We start from the raw sequence: 20,916 nt of genomic DNA on the forward strand, positions 1-20,916 counted from the left end.
CGCTACAAGCAGACGCCGTCCTTCCAGATACTGATCTCGTGACAGCCACGGCGCTCGGCACTCGTGAGCTTACCGCTCGCCGTCTCCAGCACCAGCTGGTACAGATCGTGGGCAGCCTCGTCGAGCGTGCGCTCACCCGTGGCAATCACGCCAGCGTTAAAGTCCATCCAGTTGGCCTTGTGGTCGCACAGACGCTGATTGGTGAACACCTTGAGCGTAGGCGCCGGCGCGCCAAACGGTGTGCCGCGGCCGGTCGAGAACAGAATCACGTGGCAGCCGGCAGCCGTCAACGCCGTGGTGGATACCATGTCGTTGCCCGGACCGCACAGCATGTTCAGGCCGTGTTTATTTGCCTGGCCGGCATACGGCAGCACGTCGACGATGGGGGCAGACCCGCCTTTTTGCACGCAGCCGCAGCTCTTGTCCTCGAGCGTGGTAATACCGCCGTCCTTGTTGCCGGGGCTCGGGTTCTCGTAGACAACCTCGCCGTGGCTAATAAAGTAGTCCTTAAAGCCATTGAGCATGTCGGAGGCGACGTTAAAGACCTGCTCGTTCTCGCAACGGTCGAGCAGGATGCTCTCCGCGCCAAACATCTCGGGCACCTCGGTAAGCACCGACGTGCCGCCGCGGGCGACGACCATATCGCTCACGCGACCGATCGTGGGGTTGGCGGTAATGCCCGAAAGACCGTCAGAGCCGCCGCACTTAAGACCAATGACCAGCTCGGAGGCTGGAATGGGCTCGCGCTTGGACTGCTTTGCCAGGTCTGCCAGCTCGGCCAGAATCTTGTGGCCCTCGACCTGCTCGTCGGCAACGTCCTGGCAGGTGAGGAAGCGGACGCGCTCGTGATCAAAGTCACCGAGCTCGTCGAGCACCTGCTGGTGCGTGCAGTTCTCGCAACCGAGCGACAGGAATAGCACGCCGGCCGCATTAGGATGACGCGAGAGCGCCACCAGCAGACGACGCGTCTGGGCATGGTCGGCGCCGGTCTGCGAGCAGCCAAAGGGATGCGGGAAGTAGTAAACACCCTCCAGCGAGCCATCGACCAGATCCTGGGCCTGCTCACACATGGCACGGGCGACTTCGTTGACACAGCCGACCGTGGGGATGATCCACAGCTCATTACGCGTCGCGGCACGACCGTCGGCGCGGCGGAACCCCATAAAGGTCTCGGGCTCAACGGGATCCACGACCGGATGTGTGGGGTTGTAGGTGTACTCGACCTCGCCCGAAAGGTTGGTCTTCACATTGTGCGTGTGGAGCCACTGACCGGGCTGGACATCGCCCGTCACATGGCCGATAGGAAGGCCGTACTTGATGACGTCCTCCCCTGCGGCAATCGCGCGCACCGCCATCTTATGGCCCTGCGGAATATCCTCCACGGCCACGACCTCGCCCACCCCGGGAACCGCGACGGCAGTGCCCTTGGCAAGCGGCGACAGCGCAACGATCACGTTATCGGCCGGATTGATCTGGATAGTATTCATTACAAATGGTCCTAACCCTACAGGTTGAGCAGAAGTCGAGACGCGGGCACGCCGTCCCGCGCCCGCGTCTGCGCCGGAAATTTACGCCTGAGCGTTGGCGAAGGCCTGCTTGGCGCCCTCGGCACGCACGACAGCGAGCGCGCTGACGACAAACTCCTCAAGACCTGCGATCTGCGTAAGGTCCTCGCCCCACATCTGCTCGTTGGTGAGCACGTCGTGCACCAGCTGGGCATCGTCGGCGCCGGCATGGGCGGCGTAGAAGTCGAGCACGAAGGCGTCGTCCTGAGCGGTGTACTCGGTGCCGTCGGAGCGACGCAGGTGCAGGCCGTCGCCCTCGCGGGACACGAGCTCCTGCGTGTAGAAGGAGATGAGCGTAGCGAGGCTCGTCGCCAGGCACTTGGGCAGGTTGCCGGTCTCGGCAACGTAGTCCTTGAGCGTGGGCAGGTCGCGAGCGCGCCACTTAGCCGTGGAGTTGAGGCAGATGGAGAGCAGCGCATGATCAATAAACGGGTTGTCGAAGCGGTTTTCGACGGCGGCGGCAAAGGCCTTGCAGTCCTCGACATCCAAGTCGGCGGCAAGCGTCGGAATGACCTCGTCGTAGAGCATGGTGTTCATGAAGCCGCGAATGGTCTCGTCATGCATGCAGTCGCGCACGATATCAAAGCCGGCAACCCAGGAACCCGGAACGAAGGCGGTGTGGGCACCGTTGAGGATGCGGACCTTGCGCTTTTTGTACGGGGTGACGTCGGGAGTCACAAAGACACCCGGAAGACCAGCCTTCACAAAGGGAAGCTTCTCGGCAAGCGACTCGTCGCCCTGGATGCCCCACATCTGGAAGGGCTCGCGCACGGCCAGGAAGGGATCCTCGTAGCCCAGACGCTCAGCCACCGCGGCGGCCTCGGATGCGTCGCGGATACGGCCCGGTACGATGGTGTCGACGAGCGTGGTGCAGACGGTGCAGTCGTTGGCCATCCACTGCGCAAACTCGTCCTCCCAGCCCCAGTCGCTCACATACTGGTTCATGATGCGCAGCAACTCCTCGCCGTTGTGATCGATGAGCTCGCAGGCGAGGACGATGACGCCCGGCTTACCGGCAGCCCAGCGGGTGTGGAGCACCTGGGCAAGCTTGGCGGGGAAGCTCGCGGGTGGCATGTCGTCGGCCTTGCAGGACGGGTCATAGGCGATACCGGCCTCGGTGGTGTTGGAGACGATGATCTCTAGGTCGTCGGAGACAGCGACCTCCATCATGGCACGGTAGTCGTCCTCACGATACGGGTTAAGGCAGCGGCTGCAGGCGCTGATCACGCGGGACTCGTCAACCGTGTTGCCGTTCTCCTTGCCGCGCACCAGCACGGTGTACAGATCGTCCTGGGCATTGATACCGTCGGCAAAGCCAAAGGCACCGCTGATGGGCTGCACCATGACGACCTTGCCGTTCCAGCCGGTGGCCTCGTTGCCCATGTCAAAGAAGCGGTCGACGAAGGCGCGCAGGAAATTGCCCTCGCCAAACTGCAGAACCTTCTCGGGAGCATCCTTGGGCAGCAAATAGCCCTTGTAGCCGATCTTCTCGAGCGCATCGTAGCTGATGTTCTCCATCTATGTGTCTCCTTAGATGTTTGTTAGCGTGCAAGCAAAACGGGGCTCCGCGTGTGGCAACGGCGCCCAGGGTTCGATGTGATTCGATGCGGGCTTAGGCCTCGTCGGTGTCCAGGTCAAAGCCAAAGTAGCGGACCGCGTTGTTGTAGCTGATGTCGCGCACGATACTGCCCAGCAGCTCCATGTCGGCCGGGTACTTGCCCTGCTCGACCCACTCGCCGATCACGCTGCACAGCACGCGACGGAAGTACTCGTGGCGCGGATAGGACAGGAAAGAGCGGGAGTCGGTAAGCATGCCCACAAAGTTGCCCAGCACGCCCTCGTTAGCCAGAGCCGTGAGTTGCTCGCGCATGCCGACCTCGTTGTCGTTGAACCACCAGGCGGAGCCGTTCTGGATCTTACCGGCGGTCGGAGCCTCCTGGAAGCAGCCCATGACGGTATCGATCATGGTGTTATCGATGGGGTTCAGGCTGTACAGGATGGTCTTGGGCAGGCCGCAGGTCTCCTGGATGGAGTTGAGGAAATCGGCGAGCTGGTCGGACGGCGTGTAGTTGGAGATGCAGTCGTAGCCGGTGTCGGGACCGAGCTTGGCGAACATGGCGCGGTTGTTGTCGCGCTTGCAGCCAAAGTGCAGCTGCATGGCCCAGCCCAGACGGACATACTCACCGGCAACGAACTGCATAAAGGCAGTCTTGTACTTGAGGACTTCTTCCTCGGTGAGCGGCTCAGCAGCCAGGCCCTTGGCAAAGATGGCCTCGATCTCGTCGGCGGTAGCCGGGACGTACATGACGTAATCGAGTGCGTGGTCGGAGGCGCGGCAGCCCAGCTCGTGAGCAACGTCGTAGCGCTTGGAAATGGCGGACTTCATGCCCTCGAAGTCGCTGACCTCAACGCCGGCAGCCTCGGAGAGGTGCCTGCAGTAGTCGGCAAACTCCTGGCCACGCTCGATGCGCAAAGCGGCATCGGGGCGCATGGCGGGAACGACCTGAACGTCAAAGCTGTCGTCGGCTGCAATCTTTTTGTGCCACTCAAAGCTGTCGGCGGGGTCGTCAGTAGTGCAGATCATGCGGACGTTGGACTGCTTGATCAGGTTGCGGCAGGTGAAACTGGCCTCGGCGAGCTTGGCGTTGGCAAGGTCCCAAACCTCCTGGGCAGTCTTGCCGTTGAGGACGCCCTCGTAGCCAAAGTAGCGCTTAAGCTCCAGGTGGCTCCACTCAAAGACGGGGTTGCCGACGCAGCGACCCAGGGTCTCGGCCCACTTTTGGAACTTCTCGCGAGCAGGGGCGTCGCCAGTGATAAAGCGCTCGTCGACGCCGTTGGCACGCATCAGGCGCCACTTGTAGTGGTCGCCGCCCAGCCAAACCTCGGTGATGTTCTCGAAACGCTTGTCCTCCCAAATCTCCTTGGGAGAAATGTGACAGTGGTAGTCGACGATGGGCATGCCCTCGGCAAAGTTGTGGAACAGCTCCTCGCCGGTCTTGGTGCTCAGCAGGAAATCCTGATCGTCCATAAAGTTTTTCATCAAACAGCCCCTTTGCTGGCAAGGCGGGCGCACGGCGCGCTCGTTATCCTTTAGGTGAACGTTCACTATACTAATCCATTGCACCTCAAAAGGTGAACGTTCACCTAACCACCACGGGGTGAACGGTAGATTTTGCCCGTTCAACGGTTGCTGGGGATGTGACTTGCATGTATTGCGGACTGGTTGGCGTCCCCGAACACCGAACTTGAGCGCTTTTGCTCAGGTGGGTCATGTCCCGACGTACATTTTTGGGAGTATTCAGCATTGGAGCGCACCGTGCGCCATCCTCAGCGTCCTATTTGGAACGCAGATAGCGCCCGATCGGCATAAAAAGTGCCCCCGATGGCAAATTACGCCATCGGGGGCACTTAAAACAGTCGTTCTGCACCTCATTCAGGGCATGCCAATGCTGAATACTCCCAAAAATGCACGTCGCAAGAGGGGGTACCTGCTCAATCGGCTAAATACCCGCAAGTTCGCAGTAGTGGTCGACATTGCTGGCAAATACCATCTCGACGGCGCCCTTCTGGACGGGCACCGTCGGGGTCCTTCCCCACAGCAGATAATCGCCCAGCGTCTTAGCGCCGCGATACGCCAGGCTCGTCGGGTCCTTATAGACAATATTGGTAAAGATACCGTGGCGCAAGGCCAGAGCACTTTCGGGAAACAGGTCGTTGCCGATCACCATGACCTGACCGGCCTTGCCGGTCGAGACAAGCGCGTCGGCAACCACTTCGGAACCAACGGCAAAAACGCTACAAATGAGCTCAGGGGCGTCCGGCGCACTCAAGCGCTTTTCGAGCTCATGCTTGAGCTGTTTGACTTGCGCATGGGCACCGGCAAGGTCCTCGACCTGCCATGGAATATCTCGTTCGCGCAGGTAATTGTGGAAGGCACGGGCGGTTAGATAGTGTGAATCGGTATATGGGTCGCCCGTCAAAAGGAGCACGCGGGCGTCGGCCCCAGAAGCATGGACCAGGTTTGCCGCCTGCTCGGCCATAAGGCTGCCTGCCGTCGAATAATCGGCCAAGCTCGCACCCAAACGATTCAAATGCGGACGGTCGCCGTCGACAAGCTCAATCGTCACGCCCGCCTCGGCGATCTGCCCCAAAAGCTCAGTCGCACGATCGTCGCCCGGCGCATAGGCGAGCAAGCCATCAATCTTCTCACCCACCTGCAGACGCTCGTCGATTTGCTCGAGTGCATCAGCGTAGCCGCCCACGCCAAATTCAACGCGCTCAACCGTAATGCCCCGGTCGATGACCTCCTGTTCAAAGCGATTGCAGCCTTCCCACAGGTAACGGAAAAAGTACGCTCCCTCGCGCGATGCGCGGGGCAGGCAAAACACCAGATTGATATCCTTGCGGCGCAGGCTTGAGGCACTTGTGTTGCGGTGATAGCCCATGGCCTCGGCCTTAGCGTTCACCTTGGCGCGCACGGATTCGCTCACGCCGGCCTTTCCCGTCAGAGCCTTGTGCACGGTATTGATGGAAACGCCAAGCTCGGCGGCTATGTCCTTCATGGTTACGCGAGCGCTCATGCGGTTACTCCGTTATAGATAAGTTGCCAATTAATAGTCCAGTTAACGATACCCCAAAAATACTCTTCGACTCGCCGTGCTCTCCCTCAAATGCACAAAGCGCCCCGCGAACGGATGCCCGCGGAGCGCTTGGATGTCCGGACCTTATTTGATACCGCGACCCAAGTCTTCGGCGATTTTGTCCACGCCCTTAAGTGCGGCGCACGTCTTTTTGTTGGAGCAATGCCCGGTGCAAACGCCGCCCTGAGCGCAGTCGGCGCAAGTGCCCTTGCGGTAGATGCGCACGCATACCGCGACAAACGCAATACCGATAACAGCCAGTACAACAATATCGATAGGTGCCATAGCAAGCCTCCTTTAGTTAACCATCACTTACTTTACCCCATTCTCCACCTACCAAAAAGGGACAGGTTAATTTTGGTCGGTTTTATCTGTGGAAACGCCACATCTCCCCACCACATTGGTGCAAGACAACCTATCCGGAATGGGAAAATTCATAATCACAGCGCTCATCCCACTGCTTCACTCAGCAATAAGGTTTACCCTAGTGCCATTTTTCTCGATACGATAGACGCCGACCTTGCCTGTAACGCCATAATGCTTTTTGAGTAGACCCATCTCCGCAGAATTGGACTCAATTACGATGAGCTTGTCATAACCCGACAGAAGGTTGTCCATATTGGGCTCATAGAACGTGCATATGACATCGGAATGCGGGGCAAACAAATAATATCGAGCCACATACGTGAAGTAGTACGAAGTCATAAGCCCATCGCGATCGGAACCGAACAGCAAATAACGAGTACCGTCTTCTTCGCCCGATGCCGGCCAGCGATCGCCGACGACATCTCGGACCGTCGCCGGAAGCGAAGAGTCGTATGTCTTTGCATTGAATAGCATGCCGTTGTATTCACTCGTCAAAAGGCCAAGCGACAAGGCGATGCAGCCCATTACAACCTGTTGGTATCGCCGCTTATGCAACGGCGTTGCATAGCAGGGGGAACCATCGGACCGAAATTTCATCTGCCCCTCAAGCTCAACGGTAACTGCCATCGCCAGGCCGCCGACAAACAATGCAATGATGCTGCAAGCATAACGATCGAATCCAGCAAGCCTCAAGGCCTCGTCCATTGGCATCGAGAAAATGTACATGGCGAGAATACCCACATAGTAAACAATTGTCATGAAATCAAGCGCAACCAGTGCGCGGCGCACATGTGTCAACTGATGCCCAAAGCGCCACCGAGCAGCCGCTAGCAATGCGACAACAGCCAAGTTGCCGAGCAGGAAACCGAGCGCAGGCCTGGTAGTTAAATCGATGGAGGTCGCAAAAAACGTCGAGACGACCTGCGCGATCTGGGCAGTATTCTTACCGCCGACCACCGCCGCGTGAGCAGCATCGCCCACATCGAACTTATTCTTGACGCCCGCGAGCGCCGTGGCCATGTGCCAACTCCACATCAGATAAGTGGAAAAACCCAAAACACCTGCGACGGCAGTTGCACCAAACCAGCGCAGGCGAGCGTTCCAGCTGCGATTCCTGAGAGCAACGTGTCCGCGCGCTAAATGGTAAGCGAGCACAAATGCAACGAATACGACGCCCGTCGACTTCACCACTATGAGCTCCGCCATCAACGGCACGAGCAACTTGAGCTCGCGGCGAACATCACCGTTATAACGATCCACGACTGCCCAGCACGCCATCGTGAGGACCGGGAGCACGAAATCAACCAAAAGGTTATTAATGCGAATCGTTACATTGAAAAACGTAAGGAGCGAGCAGCCAGCCCCTAACACCGCATATGGCAGAAACGAACGGCGATTGCGCACAATACCAAGAACAGCATAAAAACACGAGAAGATAAAGGCTGCCTGAACAACGAGCATTGTTCCCTCGGCATGGCCTAAAAACGTGCATGCGCAGTACAGCAGTGAAGTTGTGCCGAGCGGATAGTTGAAAAACTCAACGAGACCACTTGACGCCGTGGGGAAAGCCCCCGTCTCCAGCATGACCTTGAGCGCTATAGCCCAATGCGTAAAGTTATCGTAATGCTCGAGACGCGCCGACAGCAGGGGCCACAGAAAGATCAACATACCTAGGAGAAAACACGCGTCAGGGAGACCAAAGGGCAATCTAGCAAGACCACGACCATGGAGACAGGGCATTGCCGCTGTACCGGCGATGGCGCCCACCACAACCACCCCCCAGGTGGCAGGGGCAAGCGCGCCCACGATTCCACCGGCATACGTGACGACCCCCATGACACACAAGGCACACACGGGAGCGAAATGCACATCCGTCTCGGTCAAACGATGGATCCAATAGCACAGACCGAAGAGCGCTAGCAGGAACAGCGCCGCACGGCCGAAGGCAGCAATAATCAGCATGCAGCGTCTCCTTCGACATGAGCAGAATCGTGACTGGTCCGCTCCGCATCCCGTGAATCGCCGCATCGATCGCTATCACGCCTGGAGCGGCGGCGGGATCTCCATACGCGGTAACGCGAAAGAAGCGCCCTTATCCTCATGCGGACAATACGCACGATATCGTCATAGGTGGTGTTCCAGCTATCAAGCTCCTCGGCGATGCCCGTTTCGCGATCGTACAGCAGCTGATCATAGATGCGACGCTCCTCGAGCGAGCGGTGCTCGATTCGAAGCGCCGCGTACCACGACTCATCATCGCCACATTTGGATTGAAAGAGGCGCACAAGCCTACCAGAAACGCATGTGCAATAGCGACCATCTCCCAAGCGCACCGCAAAGCTGCGTAGCTCCTCGGGAAAGGGATCATCGATGCGCACGAGTACACCACCGTCTGACATGTTGATGGCGCGCCCCGCGAAAACACCCACAGGACCCTCGCCATCCATTGCGTCCGAGCTGCAATCGAGGGAAACACCACCTTCGACCACGGCTTCGCCGGTGTCCTCGGCTAGCTTCGACCACTCATCCTCAACCGGCAGCGCCGTCAGCACCGCAGGTTCGTCTACGGAGATGCGAGTACTCTTGCGCGGCATGGACCGACCGCCCGAAAAGGCAATAGCATACAAAAGGGCAATCAAGTTGTAGCACAACCAATAGATGATCACAGAACTGTACACGAGCGCCATGCCATACTTTCCCCATGTAAATCTGATAATAGCTGCAACCGAGAGCACCACGAGCAACAGGTGTGGAAGCATGTTCCACAGGCTACCGCTGCGATTGGTCGTCTTGTCTTTACGCGTAACTTTGAACTTGGTCTCGCGGATACCGAGCGTCTCAAGAAATACGGGAATAATAAGTGATGGCGCCAGCGTGGTGTCGATGATTTGACTCCATTTCTGACTGCGAACATTGCTCGAAAGCAATTTCATAGACCTGCTATAAAAGAAATAGCTCGGCAGCCAAAAAATTAGCAACTGCCAGAGTGTGCAGTTAACCACTTGGAAGTCAAACAAGGCAAACATAATGGGCGCAAGAATGAAGATGATGCGGTTGAAGAATGACCACCAGTACAGAAAACTGCACAGATAGGTAATGCGCGCGGAAAAAGAAATCTTGTGAGAAAAGATGACACCCGTGTTTTGGATGCTCTGAATCACACCGCGCGCCCAGCGGATGCGTTGGCGCACCATCGAGCGCACATCCGTCGTCGAGAGGCCGTGAGCTTCGACCTTATCAGTGGCGTAGGTAATATAACCCGCCATCTGCAGACGACAGCTCGTCTCGAAATCTTCGGTGATCGTATGATACGGAAACCCGCCAATCTCCTCCATACCGGCGCGCGATATCACGGCATTGCTACCGGTGTATGCGCAGGCGTTGGAAGAGTTGCGCATCTGGTTTACCTCGCGTGAGAAGAAATCTTGCTCATTAGGAATCTTATCCTCGGCATACAGATTGAACTGAAAAAGATCGAGATTATAGAAGCTTTGCGGCGTCTGAATCAGACCGACTTTAAGGTCCTCATTGAGTTCGTCCTCGGAACGATAACGCCATGCGCCGGTCGCGCCATCCTGAATATAGCGAGGCAGCAAGAAATAGGGCACGGTATCTACGAGAAAGCTGCTACGCGGAATCATGTCGGCATCGAACGTCGCGATCAGCGGTGAAGTCGTGTGCCTTAACGCGTTGTTGAGGTTGCCCGATTTGGCATACTTGTTATCCTCGCAGGGGATATAACCAATCCCAAGTTCAGCCGCAAGGGAAGCGACCTCTTTGCGGCAGCCATCGTCAGCAAAATAGACGTGCACCCGAGAACGATCGGGATAGTCCATGTAGGTACAGGCGTTCGCCGTCTTGAACAACACGTCAGTCGGCTCGTTGTGCGTAGCGATTACCACGTCAACGTCGGGATAGTCTTCGGGCAAGATTTTCGGCATAACGAGATGTCCGCTGTCGGCCTTAACCTTGCGGTAGTAAAGTTCGAAGGTCGTAAACGCGGTTACTGTCTCAGCGATGAGCAGCAAGACCGCAAAAACCATCTGGGGAATCCCCTGATCAAACGGCAGGGTGAACAGCAGACGCCATAGCAGATAGATGACCATAAGGACTGCAGTGACGATAAAGGTCGTCACATCGCGCTTCCGTGCCCCCTGTTTTTCCACCACGCTTTTCTTGGCTTTCTTAAGCTCATGAACGTTCACGGAATCATCCCCCTATTCAAAGACCCATGACTGCTGGATACGGTAGTTAGCAAAGAACAATGCCGTATCAACAAACGGTTTGATGATGAAGACCGGTATGGGCAGTGCAACGGAAATCAAGAGGACGAGAGCTGCGCTCGCCAACATACAAGCTGCGCACAGGGCAATATAGCGGCAAAGGCTCCGAGAACAGCTGGAATTATCCGCTTTGAAGACGATATTTCGATTCAGCATATAGTTGACAAATGCCGAGACGACCCGCGCAACGACGGTTGCCCACACGATGGCTGCGCTGGTCGCGACACCATGCGACCATAGGAGTACGAGCGCAGAGAACAGTGCCCAATCCAACAACGATGTGCAGAGCGAAGAGAGCGTGTAGCGCGCAAACGCAGAGAATAAGACACCGAGCACGCGAAGCGAATCAACAACGGGACGGAAATGTGATGCCTCGTTGTCACCCTCGTAGACCGTGGTAATGGGAACCTCGAAGATGCCACCCGCACGCCGCGCCAGCACAAGCATCTCTGTCTCGAACTCATATCCGTCTCGCACCACAGCGAGCATACGGCGCATAAGCGACGCCGGAAGGCCACGTAAGCCCGTCTGCGTATCACTCACATCGACACCGCAGAGCACGCGCATGGCCCCAAGCATAAAATTGTTACCGAGCTTACTGCGCGCAGGAACGCCATTACCGTCAAATCGGCGACAGCCAAGCACCAACGAGTCCTGGTGCAGACCGAGTTCGCGCGCAACGGCGCGGATATCGGCAGGCAAATGCTGACCATCGGCATCTGCCGTGACGGCCCCCGCAACAGTCGGGACCTGTTCCAAGAGATAAGAAAAGGCAGTCTTGAGAGCCGCACCTTTGCCGCGGTTGAGCCCGTGGACATGAACCGTAGCACCAAGCGCGCGGGCGCGGTCAAACACCACAGAACAGGACGTGCTGCTCCCGTCATCCACCACAACGATCGGTCCCGGCCATCCGAGCACGAGCTCCTCAAGTAGCGCGGCCAGCCGACCACTCGGCTCATACGCGGGAATCACCAAAGCTATCCTATTGTCGATATCTGCCATGATCAAATGGATTCTCCAACATAATGAATCGATTTGCGGACGTCGATTATAACGAAATTGCCTAGCGGTTAAAACAAAAGCCCGAGTGTCGCTGGGACACCCGGGCTCGTGGAAAGGGGTTAATCCTTATTCGGACTTAAGCGGAAACTGCAGCGGAAGCAGCGTTGGTCTCGTCCTCGTCGGTCCATGCATGCTTTGGCATGGGACGGAAGATCTGGAAGAGCATCGCAACCAGCAGCACAATGGCCACCACCGTCCAGATACCAAACTGTCCAAGAACAAGCAGGTTGTAGAACTGGTTGATGAACAGGCCGATCACCCAAGCAAAGGCGCACTCGTAGCCGAGGGCAATCGCGGTCCACTTGCCGGAGTCCATCTGGTTGCGGATGGTACCCATAGCGGCAAAGCACGGAGCGCACAGCAGGTTGAAAGCACCAAAGGCAACGCAAGCGCCCATGGTCGGGAACATGCCGGCGAACGCGGTCCACAGGCTCGGATCGGTCTCGGCGGCATCGGCAACGGACAGCAGCGAGCCGGCGGTGGCGACGACGTTCTCCTTGGCGACAAGACCCGAGACGGACAGTGCTGTTGCCTGCCAGGTGCTAAAGCCGAGCGGGGCGAAGATCCAGGCGATCAGGTTGCCGAGCATGGCAAGCACGGAGTAGTCCATGAACTCCTCGGGGATGCCGTCCATCGCAGGCAGGAAGCCAAAGGAGCCGTTGTAGCTACCAAAGTTGGACAGGAACCAAACCACGACAGTGGAGGCAAAGATGACCGTGCCAGCCTTCTTGATAAAGGCCCAGCAGCGCTCCCACACGTGCAGCGCCCAAGAGCGGATCGCCGGGAAGTGATAAGCCGGGAGCTCCATGACAAACGGGGTCGGACGGCCGGCGAAGAGCTTGGTCTTCTTGAGCATGAGGCCCGAGGCGATGACGGCAAAGACGCCCAGGAAGTAGAAGAGCGGGCTGATCCACGCGGCGGTGGTGGAAGAATCGCCGATGATGGAACCCATGAGCAGGGCGATGATCGGCAGCTTGGCGCCACAGGGAATAAACGTGGTGGTCATGACCGTCATGCGGCGGTCCTTCTCGTTCTCGATGGTCTTGGTAGCCATGACGCCGGGGACGCCGCAGCCCGAGGACACGAGCATGGGGATAAAGGACTTACCGGACAGGCCAAAGCGGCGGAACACGCGGTCCATGATGAAGGCGACGCGGGCCATATAGCCGCAGTCCTCCAGGAAGGACAGCATGACGAACAGCAGGAACATCTGCGGCACAAAGCCGAAGATGGCGCCCAGGCCGCCGACGATACCGTCGCAGACCAGCGAATCGACCAGGCCACCGTCCTCGGTACCGCCCGCCACAAGGGCGTCGTGCACCACGGTGGTAATACCCGGAACATAGAGGCCGTACTGTGCCGGGTCGACCGAGTCGGCATTGTCGCCCGCAGCCTCGACGGCCGCGTCGTAGGCGTCGCGGCCCTGACCGAGCACGTACCAGCCGTCGGTGCCAAAGAGCTGATCGTTGGTGAAGTCGGTCACCGTGCCGCCCAAGGTAGAAACGGCGATGTAGTACACGCAGAACATGATGACCACAAAGATCGGCAGGCCCAGGATACGGTTGGTAACCACGCGGTCGATCTTCTCGGAAGTGCTCATCTTGGCCGGAGCCTTGGTGAGGCACTCGTCAATGATATGGGCAATCACGCCATAGCGTTCGCCGGTGATGATGGACTCGGCATCGTCGTCGCAGTCCTGCTCGCACTGGGCGACCAGCTCCTCCACGCGAGCAGCCTTCTCCTTAGTGAGGTTGATGAGCTTGCAGGCGTCCGCGTCGCGCTCGAACAGCTTGACCGCGTAGTAGCGGCGCTTTTTGGCGGGAACGCTTGCCGGCAGATTGTTCTCGATGTGGTCCAGAACGTCCTCGATGGAGGAATCGAACTTGTGCTCCGGCACCTGGCCCTTAGAAGCAGCGGACTTCTTGACCTGCTCGAAGAGCTCCTTGATGCCCTTGTTCTTAAGAGCCGAGATCATCATGACCGGGCAGCCGAGCTTCTTGGAGAGCTTGTCCGTGTCGATCTTATCGCCGTTCTTCTCGACCAGGTCGGCCATGTTGAGGGCAACGACCACGGGCAGGCCGGTCTCGATAACCTGAAGCGCCAGGTACAGGTTACGCTCGAGGTTGGTGGCATCGACGACTTGGACGACAACATCGGGCTCGCCGCTCATGAGGTAATCGCGCGAGCATTGCTCCTCGGGGCTGTAGGGGGAAAGCGAGTAGATGCCAGGGAGGTCCGTGATGGTAACGTTCTTGTCGCTTAGGAGCTTGGCCTCCTTTTTCTCAACCGTGACGCCGGGCCAGTTGCCAACGTAGCCGTTGGCGCCGGTGATCAGGTTGAAAAGCGTGGTCTTGCCGCAGTTGGGGTTACCCGCCAGCGCGACATGGATCTGAGAATCCGCCATTCAATCCTTCTTCCTTGTGCGCCTGCGCTGCTTTCTCCGCGCAGGCTGGATAATGTGCTTCAAAGTTGCTGCATTAAGTTAGAAAAACCTAACTTTATCTGCAGAAATATACGTCGTGAGCCCTTACTGGACCTCGACGACGGCGGCCTCCTCCTTGCGGATGGAAAGCTCGTAGCCGCGCACGTTAATCTCGACCGGATCACCGAGCGGTGCAACCTTCACGACCTTGAACGAAGTGCCCTTGATGAGCCCCAGGTCCATAAGGTGGCGGCGAAGCGCACCCTCACCGTGAAGCTTGACGATGGTGGAGCTCTCGCCCACCTTAACGTCACCCAACGTCTTCATCCTCTTGTCCCCCTTTCGGTTTTTATCAAATGCTGCGAACTAACCGACGGTCATGATGTGCATGGCGACCTTGGAATCGATGCCAAAGCGTGCGCCCAGCACAGTGACGATGATATTGGCGCCACTCGAGCTCACCACGTGGATTTCGCTGCCCTCGACAAAGCCGAGGTCCTTGAGGTGGTGCTTCATATCCTCATTGCCCTTTACACGAGACACGCGCACGGTTTCGCCCGCTTTTACCATCGAAAGCGGCATTGCCGGCATCTGCGGTCCGCAAGACATGAGTGGCTCCTAACGTCAGTTCGTCCTCAACATCGACGCGGTAAAAGTTAACCACGCCTATGTTCGCTTTAGTAAACTAACACGTGGTTAACTTTTTGGAAAGGGTCCCCATTCAGATTTCGAAAAAGTTTCCTATACGAAACAAAAGGGCGCGGCAAAGGACCATCCTTTACCACGCCCTGTCATGCTTAGAGCGAGAGGTTTCTGATCGACGTAACGCAGGAAGCCTCGTCTACGCCCGAAACGCGAAAGATGATGTCCTCGCCGCACTCGCCGTAGAGGGCCATGAGCCCCATGACGTCGCGGCCGTCGGTGTGGCGATCACCAATCGAAACCGACACGTCGCTACGATGCTTGGCAATGATGTCATAGAGCAGCGCAACCGGGCGGGCATGTAGTCCCAATGGATCTTTAATCGTCTTCGTAAACTCGACCATGTCCCCTCCCGCGACATCGCACATCGGCCGGCAAAACCCAGCCACGTGGTAGCTATTGTACCGTTAGATGCTTCTCGAGAGCTCCTCTGAACACCTCGTGGTCAAAAAGTGGCAAATATGAGTACTGTCACCAATTTAGTAGCAGCAAAATCGAGAGCAAATTGCCTAATTTGAGCGATTCGAAGAGGTTGAAAGCCGTCAAACGCCCTTTAAAGGGAGTTAGATAAATCGATTTTGAGCCCATTTTCGCTCAGAGCAGGCCGAAAAATATGGCACTTCTTTTGCAACAGTACTCATATTTGGCATTTTTTGACCACGGGGGCCAAGACCATGCCCCAAAACACAAAAGGAGGGGCCTCGTAAGGCCCCTCCTTAGGAAAGGGAATCGATTTATTCCACAGCCGTAGATTAATCCTAGCCGCTACTCCATCATATCGAGGACGGAAGGGCGAAGCTCGTTCTCGGCGGCCTCGGGATCGGTCTCGCGCAGGCGGTTGATGTAGCGGTTGTACCACATCACGGCAAGGCCCAAGAAGACAACCACGCCGCCAACGTTGTAGACCAGCGTCAGCCACAGCGGCTGATCGAGCGGAATGGTGCCGCAGATAAGCACGAAGCAGAAGACCACAAGCAGGAATGCGGCAACGACCAGGCCAAAGCTGCGCGAACCCATGCGGAAGCCACGGGGAGCGGCGTCAAAGTTCTTGCGCAGCATAAAGTAGGCAAGCAAAATCAGCAGCGGTGGGAGCAGAGCGGTGGCAGCCGTCATGTTGGTGACGATCATGAGCAGGTCGTCGAGGTTACCGGAGCCCAGGGCCGGAATGATCAGGATGGGGACGACGATGGCGAACTGCAGCCAAGCAGCGCGGGCAGGAATGCCATGCTCGTTGAGCTCGACGATCTTGCTACCAAAGACGCCCTTGGGGATCTCGGTGAAGAAGACCTTGATGGGAGCGGAGGTCCACATCATGAGGGAGCCCAGCGTGGCGGCGAGAAGGATCAAGCCGATGGCGCGCGTAGACACTTCCATGGGAATGCCAAAGTGGGCAAAGACAGCGCCGAATACGTCGAAGATACCGGTGGAGATGGCAACGCCGCCCTCGGGGATGAACAGGTTGACCAGCAGCGAAGCGCCTGCATACAGAAGGCCGATGGTCAGGCCGGCGATAACGACGGTGCGCACGAAGGCCTTGACGCCACCCTTAAGGTCGTTAAGGAACACGCCGACAGACTCAGCGCCGCCAACGCCCTGGATGATCCAGGCAAGCGTACCGAAGAAGCCCCACGCAGTTGCGAAGTTGCTCATGTCGGGAGCCATGTTAGCGGGAGTAGGAGCCGTAGCGAACTCAACGCCGCCAAAGGCAGCAGCCAGGGACAGCAGGATGAACACGGCGGTCAGGCCGAGAGCCGCGGTCGAACCGAAGGAGGAAATGGAGCCGATCCACTTAGCGCCCTTGGTCGAAACCCACGTGGCGATAGCAAAGACGACGATCTCGATAATGGTGATCCACAGCTGCGAAAGCTCGGCGTTGGCACCAAAGAACACGTAGCTCGCGTAGATGATGACGTTGGGCAGGACGGACGCAAAGAAGAACAGGTTAACGAACCAGTAGCTAAATGCCGTCAGGAACGCCCAGCGACCACCCATCGAGGTCTTAACCCATGCGTACACGCCAGACTCGGAGTCCTTGTTGAGGCCGACGAACTCGGCGGTAACCAGGGTATAGGGGACAAAGTACAAAAGCGTGGCGAAGAAGAACGACGGCGCAGCTGCCAAGCCGATGGCCGCGTTGTTGTTGATGATGTTCTTGATACCGAACACGGCGGCGACCGTCATGCCCAGCAGAGCGAACGAACCAATCGTTCCTCGTTTTTCAGAGCTCATAAGCCCTCCCAATCATCTGTTAAATGTCATCTAAAACCGTCCGAGCTGCAAGTGCAAACACGGATGGCGCACCTGCTAAGGGGAATGGGGAAAAGGGAGTCAACAAAGCCATCCCCCTTAACGGCGCGAAGCAAACGTCCAGGCGGACGAATACTACTTGTTGGGGAAGGAATAACCTTCGACTGTCACGTGCAGTACCACGACGCGGGGATCCGCGGCATCGGCCACGACACGGTAGGCCTCGTCAATTTCGACGACGGCAACGCCGCCGGCGGGAATCGTCACGGTCTCCCCCGTACCCTCAAAGCGCTCGCGATCATCGATATCGCTGTAGGCGCGCGTACAGGTAAGATCGGCCTTGGAAGCCACCTCAACGGTCAGATTGCCGTCGAGCGGGGCGAGCACGGCATGGTAGCGACGGTGACCGACCAGATCGGCAGTAGCCGCCTCGTGGGCGTTCACCCACCAATACACCAGCGAGTCGCCGATAGAGTACGCCACATCGTGCTGCAGTTCAGAAACGCCGTCGAGTGCCTGACCGGTACGCATCCACTTCTTGACGGACTTCATCTGAGCGTCGAAATCGGCGCGCGAGTTAAAGACATGCATGGCTTATGCCTCCTTAATGGGTGCCAGCGCCTGAGCCAAATCGGCAGACGTCAGCGGTCGCAGGGACACCTCAAAGCTGAAGCTCTCAAAACGGGTGCGATAGGAATCGAGCACCTCGGAACCCCAAGAGTTCGAGCCAAGGCCGAGCAGCTGGTCGTTGATGTTAACCGTGACCGTGTCGCCCGGAACAAGGTCGTAGACGTGCTTGGCATTATCAATAGCCTCGCAGCTATAGGGCCATGCCGAGAACGAGAACGGGTTGGAAGCGGCGTCGGCCGGACGAGTCACCAGCACGCCATCACCGTGGCTAGAGCGCAGGGCAACCCAGCGGGTACCCTCGCGGTTGGCACAGTCCTGAGGCATAACGTAGGGCGTGAACATGTCGTCGACCGTAGTGCGGTAATGACCGACCGGGTTGGCACGCAGCGAGTCCGGATAGTTCTCGCCCGGGCCGTGGCCATACCACTCGACGGCACGATCGCAACCGGGAACCTCAAAGGAGATGCCGATGCGCGGGATAATGTCCGAATAGTCGCCGTAGGGCTCGCCGGAAACCTTGAGGTCGACGCGGCCACTCGGAAGCACGGTATAGACGAGCTCGACGCGCATGCCGAACGCGCGGACGGGAGGAGCGATACGCTGGCTCACGGTAACGACGACCGCATTGCCGTCCTGCTTCCAAGAAACCTTGCGGGTGGACGTCTGCATTACATCGATGAAGTTATCCTTCCACAGGGAGTCGTACTCCTGAGCGTGGTTATCGACGAGCGGATGCCAAAAACCAACCTGGGGACCAGAGGCCATGACGTCACGGCCGGATGCCTTCCACTTGCTCACGGTGCCGTTTACCTTGCTGAAGGTCAGCTCGCCGTTGAGGGAGTGAATGCGAATCTCCTGCTCGGTCTCCTCGACCGTAAGCTCAGGACGAGCTGGGGCGGCGATGGCCGGCGCCGGATGGTTTGCGATGGCAAACTGGCTTGCACCCAGCTGGAACATCGGCTCGCACCAGACGTGAGCGGCCATGGTGTAGGCGCGCACGGTCAGCAGGGTCTCGCCTACCGCGGCCTCGCGAATCACCAGCGGAAGCTGGACGGACTCGCCGGGGGCAACCGCACCGGGCATGAGCGTCTTGCGGCAGACCACGTCGCCGTCCACCAGGGTCTCCGCCGAGAGGCAAACATCCTCGAGGGTGGTAAACCAGCGCTTGTTGGTGACAGTCAGCTCGCCCGCCTCGGCGTCATAAGCCATGCGAACCGGGCAGATGACCTGGCCGTACTCGGTAAGGCCCGGGCTCGGCTGCTGCCAGGGGAACACCATGCCATCGATGCAGAAGTTGCTGTTGTTGGGGTAATCGCCGTTGTCGCCGCCATACATATCGTAGGCAATGCCGTCCTCGGTCACAGCAGCCAGACCGTGGTCGCACCATTCCCAGATAAACTGGCCTTGGATGCAATCCCAGCGATCGAAGACCTCCTGATACTCGGACAGGCCTCCGGGGCCGTTGCCCATGGAGTGACCGTACTCGCAGTTGATGCGCGGCTTGGGGAATGGATGCTCACCAAAGTCGTTCATCTGCGACACGCGGGAGTACATGGTGGAGATAACGTCGACGGTATCGGCGTTGCGATCCTCCTCGTAATGGACCGGACGACCATCGAGCTCGTGAGCCTTGGCGTACATCGCGCGGATGTTGCAGCCATAGCCGCTCTCGTTGCCCATCGACCACATAATGATGCAGGCGTGATTGCGCTCCTGCATCACCAGGCGCTCAATGCGGTCGACGTAGGCCGGCTCCCATGCCGGGTCGTCGGTGACCAGGGCGATATTGCCGATATTCTCGAAGCCGTGGCTCTCCATATCGGTCTCGGCGACCAGCATGATGCCATACTCGTCGCACAGCTCGTAAAAGCGCGGGTCGTTGGCGTAGTGGGACGTGCGCACCGCGTTGATGTTGTGCTGCTTCATGAGCTCCAGGTCGCGGCGCATGCGATCGAGGCCCACGGCGCGGCCCTTGTGATCGTCGTGATCGTGGCGGTTGACGCCATGCATCTTAAAGTAAGTGCCGTTGAGGTAGATATGATTGCCCTCGACCGTCACCTCGGCAAGACCCTGGCGATGCGGGACGTACTCGCTGACCTGGTCACCGTCGTAGACCTCAAACGTAAGGTCGTAGAGGAAGGGGTCCTCGGGATTCCAGAAGTGGGCATCGGTCACGCCGCACTCGGCATGGCCGTCGACGCACTCGCCCGCAGCCACCACGTTCTCGCCATCGCTGAGCGTAAACACAACGCGGGAAGAGCCCTCGGCAACCGTATCGAGCGTAATCAGAGCGGTATCGCCCTCGCGGTGCGTGCGGAACCTAAAGTCGACCAGGTGCGCGGCGGGACGCTGCATAAGGTACACATCGCGGAAGATGCCCGAGGCCCACCACATATCCTGGTCCTCGATATAGCTGCCATCGCTGTACTGCAGGACCTTGACCGCAAACAGGTTGTCGCCCTCGACAAGCGCGTCGGTCACGTCGAACTCGGCAGACAGGCGCGAACCCTTGGTCATGCCGATATACTGACCGTTGACGTACAGCTCGCCATAGCTCTCGATGCCGTCGAAGCGAATGATCTCGCGAGCGCCAGCAGGAACGGCGGGAAGGTTGACGATGCGCTGGTAGACGCCCGTGGGGTCGTCGGAGGGAACGAACGGCTGATCAACCGGGAACGGGAAACCCTCGTCGGTGTAGGCAAGGTTGCCATAGCCGTCCACCTGCCACAGGTGCGGAACCTCCACGTGATCCCACTCGGGCTTGTACGTGGAGAGTTCCTCGTTGGAGACGGCAGCGGGGCCCTCAAAGAGGCGGAACTGCCACGAGCCGGACAGCTGGACAAACCCGCGCGACAGCTCGCGGCTGTACGTTGCAGCGAGATCGGCGGTCTCGTAACCCATAAAGTACGCATGGGGTGCCAGGCGGTTCCTGTGGGTGAGCGCTTGGTTTTCCCAATCGTTAATGGCGTCCATGGTGATGCTCCTTCATCATCGTAGTG

General features: G+C 58.2%; 15 protein-coding genes. All 15 read right to left on the bottom strand.

The annotated features are described in order from the left end of the window. Window positions 1-2: 2 nt before the first annotated feature. The 15 genes from AAA021_RS01735 to AAA021_RS01805 all read right to left on the bottom strand — a co-directional run bounded on the left by AAA021_RS01735 (window position 3) and on the right by AAA021_RS01805 (window position 20,890). Window positions 3-1,487, bottom strand: coding sequence for an altronate dehydratase family protein (locus tag AAA021_RS01735; protein ID WP_349087694.1), 1,485 nt, complete (start codon window positions 1,485-1,487; stop codon window positions 3-5). Between the two features lie 81 nt (window positions 1,488-1,568). Further along, window positions 1,569-3,083: a tagaturonate reductase gene (locus AAA021_RS01740; RefSeq protein WP_195543842.1), complete on the bottom strand. Its 1,515-nt coding sequence runs from the start codon at window positions 3,081-3,083 to the stop codon at window positions 1,569-1,571. Window positions 3,084-3,177: 94 nt separating this feature from the next. After that, entirely contained in the window at window positions 3,178-4,605 is a 1,428-nt protein-coding gene (uxaC, locus tag AAA021_RS01745) for a glucuronate isomerase (RefSeq protein WP_349087695.1), read from the bottom strand. 460 nt (window positions 4,606-5,065) lie between these two features. Then, window positions 5,066-6,145 (bottom strand): substrate-binding domain-containing protein, encoded by a 1,080-nt coding sequence (locus tag AAA021_RS01750; RefSeq protein WP_349087696.1) that lies wholly within the window; start codon window positions 6,143-6,145, stop codon window positions 5,066-5,068. A 144-nt stretch (window positions 6,146-6,289) separates the two neighbouring features. Then, entirely contained in the window at window positions 6,290-6,490 is a 201-nt protein-coding gene (locus AAA021_RS01755; protein WP_035136858.1) for a hypothetical protein, read from the bottom strand. Between the two features lie 177 nt (window positions 6,491-6,667). Continuing rightward, a complete protein-coding gene (locus tag AAA021_RS01760; protein WP_349087697.1) occupies window positions 6,668-8,533 on the bottom strand; it encodes a hypothetical protein in 1,866 nt (621 codons plus the stop codon). Next, window positions 8,527-10,776, bottom strand: a complete 2,250-nt coding sequence (locus AAA021_RS01765; RefSeq protein WP_349087698.1) for a glycosyltransferase — start codon at window positions 10,774-10,776, stop codon at window positions 8,527-8,529. Before AAA021_RS01765 ends, AAA021_RS01760 begins: the two co-directional genes overlap by 7 nt. A 12-nt stretch (window positions 10,777-10,788) precedes the next feature. After that, window positions 10,789-11,856, bottom strand: a complete 1,068-nt coding sequence (locus AAA021_RS01770; protein ID WP_349087700.1) for a bifunctional glycosyltransferase family 2/GtrA family protein — start codon at window positions 11,854-11,856, stop codon at window positions 10,789-10,791. 136 nt (window positions 11,857-11,992) lie between these two features. Beyond that, window positions 11,993-14,320 carry a ferrous iron transporter B gene (locus AAA021_RS01775; protein ID WP_349087702.1) on the bottom strand — a complete coding sequence of 776 codons (2,328 nt, stop codon included), beginning with the start codon at window positions 14,318-14,320 and terminating at the stop codon, window positions 11,993-11,995. Window positions 14,321-14,443: 123 nt separating this feature from the next. Next, a complete protein-coding gene (locus AAA021_RS01780) occupies window positions 14,444-14,665 on the bottom strand; it encodes a FeoA family protein (RefSeq protein WP_006234774.1) in 222 nt (73 codons plus the stop codon). Between the two features lie 39 nt (window positions 14,666-14,704). Then, a complete protein-coding gene (locus AAA021_RS01785; protein ID WP_040358815.1) occupies window positions 14,705-14,947 on the bottom strand; it encodes a FeoA family protein in 243 nt (80 codons plus the stop codon). A gap of 188 nt (window positions 14,948-15,135) precedes the next feature. After that, window positions 15,136-15,384, bottom strand: coding sequence for an HPr family phosphocarrier protein (locus AAA021_RS01790; protein WP_022094361.1), 249 nt, complete (start codon window positions 15,382-15,384; stop codon window positions 15,136-15,138). Between the two features lie 421 nt (window positions 15,385-15,805). Continuing rightward, the gene (locus AAA021_RS01795) at window positions 15,806-17,269 is read right to left on the bottom strand and encodes an amino acid permease (RefSeq protein WP_117563668.1); all 1,464 of its coding nucleotides are present in this window, start codon (window positions 17,267-17,269) and stop codon (window positions 15,806-15,808) included. A 153-nt stretch (window positions 17,270-17,422) separates the two neighbouring features. Beyond that, window positions 17,423-17,878, bottom strand: a complete 456-nt coding sequence (locus tag AAA021_RS01800) for a hypothetical protein (protein WP_138339703.1) — start codon at window positions 17,876-17,878, stop codon at window positions 17,423-17,425. Window positions 17,879-17,881: 3 nt separating this feature from the next. Next, on the bottom strand, window positions 17,882-20,890 hold the full coding sequence (locus AAA021_RS01805; protein ID WP_349087705.1) for a glycoside hydrolase family 2 TIM barrel-domain containing protein: 3,009 nt from the start codon (window positions 20,888-20,890) through the stop codon (window positions 17,882-17,884). Between the last annotated feature and the right edge of the window lie 26 nt (window positions 20,891-20,916).

Source organism: Collinsella sp. CLA-JM-H32 (genome assembly GCF_040098165.1).
Taxonomy (GTDB): Bacteria; Actinomycetota; Coriobacteriia; order Coriobacteriales; family Coriobacteriaceae; genus Collinsella.